A 6,446-nucleotide genomic window follows, 5' to 3' on the forward strand; every position below is an offset into this window, starting at 1 on the left:
GTATTTGGCGATCAGCTGCGGGTCGAAGCTGGCTTGCCGGTCGCGCGGTACGTCGATCGCCAACTTACCGGTATCGGTCGTGATCGTCTTCCGACCGTATGCCTGCGGCGACGATCAGGTGCGCGAATTGCGTATCGGCGCGGGCGGCGCGGCGGAGACATGGCGCTGGACAGCGCGCGAGGCGCCGGATCTGCCGGCCGACTATCGCGAGCGGCTGCTGGCCCATATCGACGAATGCAAGCCCGTGGATGGCGAGCGCGCGATCCTCGTCACGGCCTCGACCGGCGGCGCGGTGCTGATCGATCGCGCGACCGGGCGCGTGACCTTCCGCGCGCGAGTGCCGATGGCGCATTAGGCGGACCTGCTGCCGGGCGAACGCATCGCGATCGCGCTGTCGATCGCCCCCGATGGCGATCGCCTGGAGCTATATGACCGGCGACGCAGCGAGCAGGTGATCCAGACGCTGCCGCTCCCCTCGGGGCATGGCGCAGTGTGGGACGCCCAGCGACAGCGACTGTTCGCGCTGTCGCACGATCTGGTGCAGGCGTTCCGTCTTACCGGGCGCGGGGTCTCCGCGCGGCTGAGCGAAACCGCGCGCTGGACGCTGCCGGGGCGGCGCGACGGGCATGACCTGTCGCCGGGCGGCGAGGGCCGCTATTATGTGACCACCGATGACGGCGCATGGCGGTTCGATCCCGATGACGGCAGTTTCACGCCTTATGCGCCGCTCAATCCAGCGTTGCGAGTGAAGTCGGTGAGCGCGGCAGGGGACCGGATCGCCTGGGTCCAGGCCGAGCAGAGCTGGTGGGCCAGCGGTTTCACGGTGATGACGGCCGATGGCCGTGACCGCTGTCGCATCCCGCTCGACGGCATTCACCTCTACAAGGTGCGGTGGAGACGATGAGCCCGCGGGCGGCGCACGGCGCCTATTATGCGGCACACGTAGCCAAGAGCCTGTTGTGGACCGCCGGCGACCTCGTCACCATCTATGCGCTGGTCAGCCTCTACGGTGTCGATCCCGCGCTTGCCGGGTGGCTGTTCCTGATCGGCCTGGTTGCCAGTGCAGGCGCGGACCTGATGGTCGGAGTGCGGCTGGACCGGCGTCCCGGCGGCACGCCCCGCCTCGCCGCCGGCGGATTGCTGCTCGCGGCGCTCGCCTTTCCCCTGACTATCGTGGCCGCGCCGTTCGGATGGACCGCGCTGCTGGCGGCGACGCTGGCCTTCCGGCTCGGCTACGCAGCATATGACGTCCCGCACAATGCGCTGCTGTCGCGTCTCGCCGCCGACCTGCCGGCCGCGACTCGCCTGTCACGGGGACGGACGCTCGGCACCGGCGCGGCAGCGATAATCGTCGGTGCGGGACTGCACTGGCTGAATAATCGCGCGACGATCCCGTGGTTGCTAGGCGGTCTGGCGCTCGCCGCGTTGCTGGGCGGCGCGGCCTTGCTGCCGCTGCTGACTCGTCTGTCGGGAACACCACGACGGATGGAGGCGGCCGCGTCGCCCAACCTGCCGTGGCGGTTCCTCGCCGGCAGCGTCGCCGGCATGGTCGCGCTGGCGGCGATCGGCAAGGGCGTGATGCACCTGCCCCCGACGCGCGACAACCCGAGTGCCGGTACGATCCTGATCCTGCTGACCGCCGGCCGGACGGTCACCGCGCTGCTGCCGTTCGGGATGCAGGACGCGCGGCGGGGGCTGCGGCTGCTCGCGGGGCTGTACGCGGCAGCGGCGTTGGTTGGTCCGCTGGTGGCCATCGGGGGCGCGACGCTGCCCTTTCTGCTCGGCGTGATGCTGGGTGCGACGAACCTGGTCGGATGGGCCTTGCTGCCGCGACTGGTGACGGGAGCGGGCGGCTACGCCCGCTACACGATGGCGAGCAAACTGGCGCTGGGCGGTGCGGGACTGTGGATGACTGCGGTGCTGGGCGGGCAGAGCAGCTTCACGCCGGCCGCGCTGACGATCCTCGTCGGCGGCGCGGCTGCCGGGTGCCTGGTCGCGGCGTGGCTGCTGATGCCGTCACGCTTGACAAGTGCGCTCGCGAACGGCGCAAACGGCGAATGATCGATCGTCACGCCGGTACGTTTCCCTCCCGCTTCCTGCGTGCCGATGGTCAGCGGACGGTGACCGCCAACGAGCGGGTGGTGCTTTCGCTCCTGTCGCGGCGGGGGGCGGCTTCGCGGGCCGAACTCGCGCGGGTCACCGGGCTGGCGCCGCATTCGGTCGGCCGGCTGATCGAACCGCTGATTGAACGCGGTCTGGTGATAGAGGGTGCGCCGGAGATCGCGGGCAGGGGGAAGCCGGGCGCGCCGCTGCGTCTGAACCCCGAGGCGGCCTTTTCGGCGGGCGTCTCGGTCATGACGGATGCGATCACGCTGGCCCTGGTGGACCTTGCCGGAACCGTCCGCGCACATGTATCCGCCCCGCTCGATTGCGACGATTTCAATGCGGGCGCACGCCAGATCGCGGCCATGATCGACGGCGCAGTCGCGGAGGCTGGGCTCGACCCCACCCGTCGCCTGGGAACCGGGGTCGGCGTCACCGGCTATTTCATCGGCGACGGTGCGCGGCTCAACCCGCCTGCCGCGCTCGACTCCTGGGCGTTGCGCCCGCTCGACACCTTGCTGGCCGACGCGCTGGGCGGCCCTGTCTGGGTCGACAATGACGGCAACGTCGCCGCCGTCGGCGAGGCGATGCTGGGGGCGGGGCGCGCCTGCCCGGACTTCGCCTACCTGTATTTTGCCGCGGGTTTCGGAGGCGGGGTCGTGGCGCGCGGCGCACCGCTGCGCGGGGCGAGCGGCAATGCCGGCGAGTTCGGATCAGTCCTGCCCGAGGGGTGGTACCAACCGAACCTGGAGAACCTGCGTCGGCACCTCGCCGAGCACGGCATAGCCTTCGACGGGCTGCGGACGATGCTGCGCGATGTCGATCTTAGCGCGCCTGCAGTGGAAGCGTGGCTCATTCGCTGCACGCCGTCGCTGAACCTCGTCGTCTCCGCCATCTTCGCCGCGCTCGATCCGGCGATGATCGTGCTGGGCGGCCGGCTTCCCCCGGCCCTTGCCGAACGCATGATCGAGAGGATCCTCGTCACCAACCCCGCACGGCGAGGCCACCATCGGCCCGTGCCGCGCCTGATACCGTCAACGATCGGCAGCGATGCCGCCGCAATCGGTGCGGCAATGCTCCCGACCCGGGCCGCGTTCTTCCAATAATGCGGCTTACACCACGACCGGTCTTAGTCGCTGACACGAAGTAGCGCCCTCGATCATGCACACGCCACAGCCCAGATACCGAAATTATCCTCAGCGTTCCAACCCAATGGGTGCGGGGCAGCGCCCAACGGGATTCTCAACAGCCACGAACGGTTGTGACACATCGGCTTGAAGGCTTCGCTGCCTCACACTGCAATAGTGATGCGTTTCGGGAAGCGTTCGGCATTCCCGTTTCTCGATCCAGTTCGAGAACGCCCCGGCCGTCTCACGGGCCATCTCCAACCGAAAAGTTGTCGACGGCGTTGTGGCCTTTCAGCATCAGGCGTCGGCGCGACGAAATTGCTTGCGATAGAGGTTTGGCGGGATGCCGACGTTCGACGTGAAGTGCAGCCGCAGATTGGTGGCGGTTCCCATGCCGGCCCTGTCGGCGATGTGTTCCATCGACAGGTTCGTCGTCTCGAGAAGATCGCGCGCCAGGGCAAGTCGCTGCGCGGTCAGCCACGCCAACGGGCTTTCTCCCGTCTCTTCCCGGAAGCGCCGCGCCAATGTGCGCTGGCTCATGGCCGCTGTGCGTGCCATCCGTTCCACCGTCCACGGCTTTGCCAGATCGCCGCGAAGCCGGTCCAGCAACGACCCGAGCGCACTGTCCGACCGCGCGAGGACCGGGCGTTCGATGAACTGCGCCTGCCCACCGCTGCGATGCGCGGCGACCACCAGGCGTCGCGCCACGCTGTTCGCTGCGTCTGGACCGAAATCGAGGCGCACCAGATGGAGCAGCAGGTCGATCCCGGCCGCCGAACCGGCCGAGGTGAAGACGCGATCGTCGCCGGCGTAGAGCGTATCGGCATCCACCAGGACGGCCGGAAAGGCCGTTTGGAGACGTTCGGCATAGCGCCAATGCGTCGTGGCGCGACGACCATCCAGAAGCCCTGTCGCCGCCAGCAGGAAGGCACCCGAGCAGATCGAAACCAGGCGCGCGCCACGCGCGTGGGCGGCGAGCAGCGCGTCGCGGAGGGCGTCGGACGGAACCTCTCCCTCCGATCGCCAGCCAGGGATCACGATCGTCCCCGCCTCGGCCAGCACATCGAGGCCCTCGTCGACCTCGACCGCCAGACCCGCGTTCGTTGCCAGTCGACCCGGCCGTTCGGTGCAGGCGGCGAACCTGTACCAGTCGGCCCCCATCTCCGGGCGCGAGAGGCCGAAGACCTCGGCGGTGATGCCGAACTCGAACGCGCAAAGCCCGTCATAGGCGAGCGCGGCGACGAGGCGATTGGGCGTGGGGGGAACCTTTGGCATGATTCTTACGATAAACGGCAATTCAGCCACTGGCGAGGGTGCGCGGCGAACAGGCACAAGGCGTCATCAATAGGAGACGCTTCATGACCAACGCCGTCATCGACATACCCGCAGCTCCGGCCCCGGAGGCCGAGGCGCACTTCGCCGACAGCTTCCGTTTCGAGACGGATTGTTGGGACGTGCATGATGCGCTGTCGCGCCCTGACCCCGGCTTCGTGCTGCTCGACGTACGCGGCCCGGACATGTTCGCCAAAGGTCATGTGCCGGGCGCGATCAATCTGCCGCATGGCAAGATCATCGCGTCCAAGATGGCGGCATGGCCGACCGACACGTTGTTCGTCACCTACTGCGCAGGTCCACATTGCAACGGCGCGGCGCGGGGAGCGCTACGTCTGGCAAAGCTGGCCAGGCCGGTGAAGATCATGACCGGAGGCGTGACTGGATGGATCGACGAGGGCTTCCCGCTGGAAAGCGGTCACCCGGGTGCCTGATCCCTCCATCATGACCGACGCGGGAAACGACGGCCTCTGCATCCGGCCCGCCACCGGAGCGGATGCGGAGGCGATGCTTCCCCTGATCCGCAGCCATGCGGAATATGAACATGGGCGGGCCAGCGTCAGCGAACCGGCCCTGCGTTCGGCTCTGGACGGTTCGCCGGCCGTGCTGGCGGCCTGGGTTGCCATCCAGGACGGCGAGATGGTCGGATACGCATCCGCGACGGTGGACTTTTCGACATGGACCGGACAGCCATTCCTCCACCTCGACTGCCTGTTCGTGCGGGATTGCTGCCGGGGCCTTGGCGTTGGCGCGAGGCTGTTGGCAGCGGTGCGCGCGCATGCGGCAGAACGCCAGTTGGCAGAAATCCAATGGCAGACACCCGACTGGAACGAGGACGCGATCCGGTTCTATCGCCGTGAGGGGGCATCATCCCTGCCCAAAGCGCGCTTCTTGCTGCCGGTGGGGTAAGCGTCCCTCACTTTCTCAAAGCACCATCCCAATGGGAATGGCCCGGCCGTCTCGCGGGGCGTTCCCAATCGGGAATATGATGGCAGATCGTCGCCAACCTACGCGCGCCGATTTTTATCCCCGCATCTGCATACGATCATTTGCGATTACTCTCCACGCCACAACCATAGGCCAAAGGGAGTTAATCGAAGAAAACAGCCGCTGCGATATGCCGCGATACCCTTCCGGATCGTTACCCGTTACATTCAGCCAAAGATACAGAATACCTGAGAATCTCACGGCGATGGTTGTGAAATACACAATTCGATCATCGGCGAGCTTCCTATTCTCCGCCAGTGAAAGAGCCGGCGTGACAATATTGATAATCCCAATCGCGTAGAACCCGTGCTTCGGATCTCCCATATTCCAGATGCCGTTCGACAACATGGAAAATCCAAAGACAATCCAGCAGATTGACCCCCAAGAAATTTTTCGGTCCGAATAACGCCAGAGGCCAACGGCGAACAGGATAAAAAACACTCCTGTTCCAAATGCGCCGATCTTGAGCAATACGTTTGCCGTTCCGGGAACGAGCGTCATCTCGCTGGCGTGCTGCGATATCCAGCTATACCCCGGCATGAACATTCCGCCGATCGTCACCCAGATTATGAACCACGGTAGCGGTAGAATGCCGGCCGAAATCATCGTTTTCATTGTTGTCGTATCAATCTTCGCCATCCTGCTATCTCCGACAGAAAGCCCCGTCATTCTCACCAGCCTTTGCAGGACAGCTTCGACTACAAGTGTAAACGTATCGGCAGTGTAACGGGGGGTGTCAAGCGACGAACAGCCGTAGGCGCGATTGCACGTGTGGTGCGCGGTCTGCGGCGAACCAATTAGGGTCCGGACCCAATAACCGTCTTCCGTTTCCTGCATGATGGTGATTCACTGGCTCTGCGAGGAGGTGGTGGAATGACGGATTTCTTTTGGTTTTCG

7 protein-coding genes and 1 pseudogene are annotated in these 6,446 nt (G+C 65.9%); 5 read left to right on the forward strand and 3 right to left on the reverse strand.

Annotated elements, in window-relative coordinates; genetic code table 11:
* Positions 1-99 (reverse strand): annotated as a pseudogene (locus SM191_RS18930) (transposase); the annotation flags it as partial.
* 352 nt (positions 100-451) lie between these two features.
* On the opposite strand from SM191_RS18930, the gene SM191_RS18935 reads away from it, so the two are divergent.
* The 3 genes from SM191_RS18935 to SM191_RS18945 are packed head-to-tail and all read left to right on the forward strand — an operon-like array spanning position 452 to position 3,209.
* The gene (locus SM191_RS18935) at positions 452-904 is read left to right on the forward strand and encodes a DUF6528 family protein (protein ID WP_341507565.1); all 453 of its coding nucleotides are present in this window, start codon (positions 452-454) and stop codon (positions 902-904) included.
* Positions 901-2,061: a hypothetical protein gene (locus SM191_RS18940; RefSeq protein ID WP_341507566.1), complete on the forward strand. Its 1,161-nt coding sequence runs from the start codon at positions 901-903 to the stop codon at positions 2,059-2,061. The genes SM191_RS18935 and SM191_RS18940 overlap by 4 nt, the downstream gene beginning before the upstream one ends.
* Entirely contained in the window at positions 2,058-3,209 is a 1,152-nt protein-coding gene (locus SM191_RS18945) for an ROK family transcriptional regulator (RefSeq protein ID WP_341507567.1), read from the forward strand. Before SM191_RS18940 ends, SM191_RS18945 begins: the two co-directional genes overlap by 4 nt.
* A gap of 318 nt (positions 3,210-3,527) precedes the next feature.
* Here SM191_RS18945 and ftrA read toward each other — a convergent pair whose 3' ends face one another.
* Positions 3,528-4,505 (reverse strand): transcriptional regulator FtrA, encoded by a 978-nt coding sequence (gene ftrA / locus SM191_RS18950; protein ID WP_341507568.1) that lies wholly within the window; start codon positions 4,503-4,505, stop codon positions 3,528-3,530.
* Positions 4,506-4,588: 83 nt separating this feature from the next.
* Here ftrA and SM191_RS18955 point away from each other — a divergent pair, with 83 nt between their 5' ends.
* Together SM191_RS18955 and SM191_RS18960 are read left to right on the forward strand one after the other, a co-directional pair.
* Positions 4,589-4,996 carry a rhodanese-like domain-containing protein gene (locus SM191_RS18955; RefSeq protein WP_341507569.1) on the forward strand — a complete coding sequence of 136 codons (408 nt, stop codon included), beginning with the start codon at positions 4,589-4,591 and terminating at the stop codon, positions 4,994-4,996.
* 10 nt (positions 4,997-5,006) lie between these two features.
* Positions 5,007-5,471, forward strand: a complete 465-nt coding sequence (locus tag SM191_RS18960) for a GNAT family N-acetyltransferase (RefSeq protein ID WP_341507570.1) — start codon at positions 5,007-5,009, stop codon at positions 5,469-5,471.
* Between the two features lie 114 nt (positions 5,472-5,585).
* Here the strand turns inward: SM191_RS18960 and SM191_RS18965 are convergent, their stop codons facing one another.
* On the reverse strand, positions 5,586-6,188 hold the full coding sequence (locus SM191_RS18965; RefSeq protein WP_341507571.1) for a DUF998 domain-containing protein: 603 nt from the start codon (positions 6,186-6,188) through the stop codon (positions 5,586-5,588).
* Positions 6,189-6,446: the final 258 nt, after the last annotated feature.

The organism is Sphingomonas sp. 2378, assembly GCF_038084995.1.
Taxonomy (GTDB): Bacteria; Pseudomonadota; Alphaproteobacteria; order Sphingomonadales; family Sphingomonadaceae; genus Sphingomonas.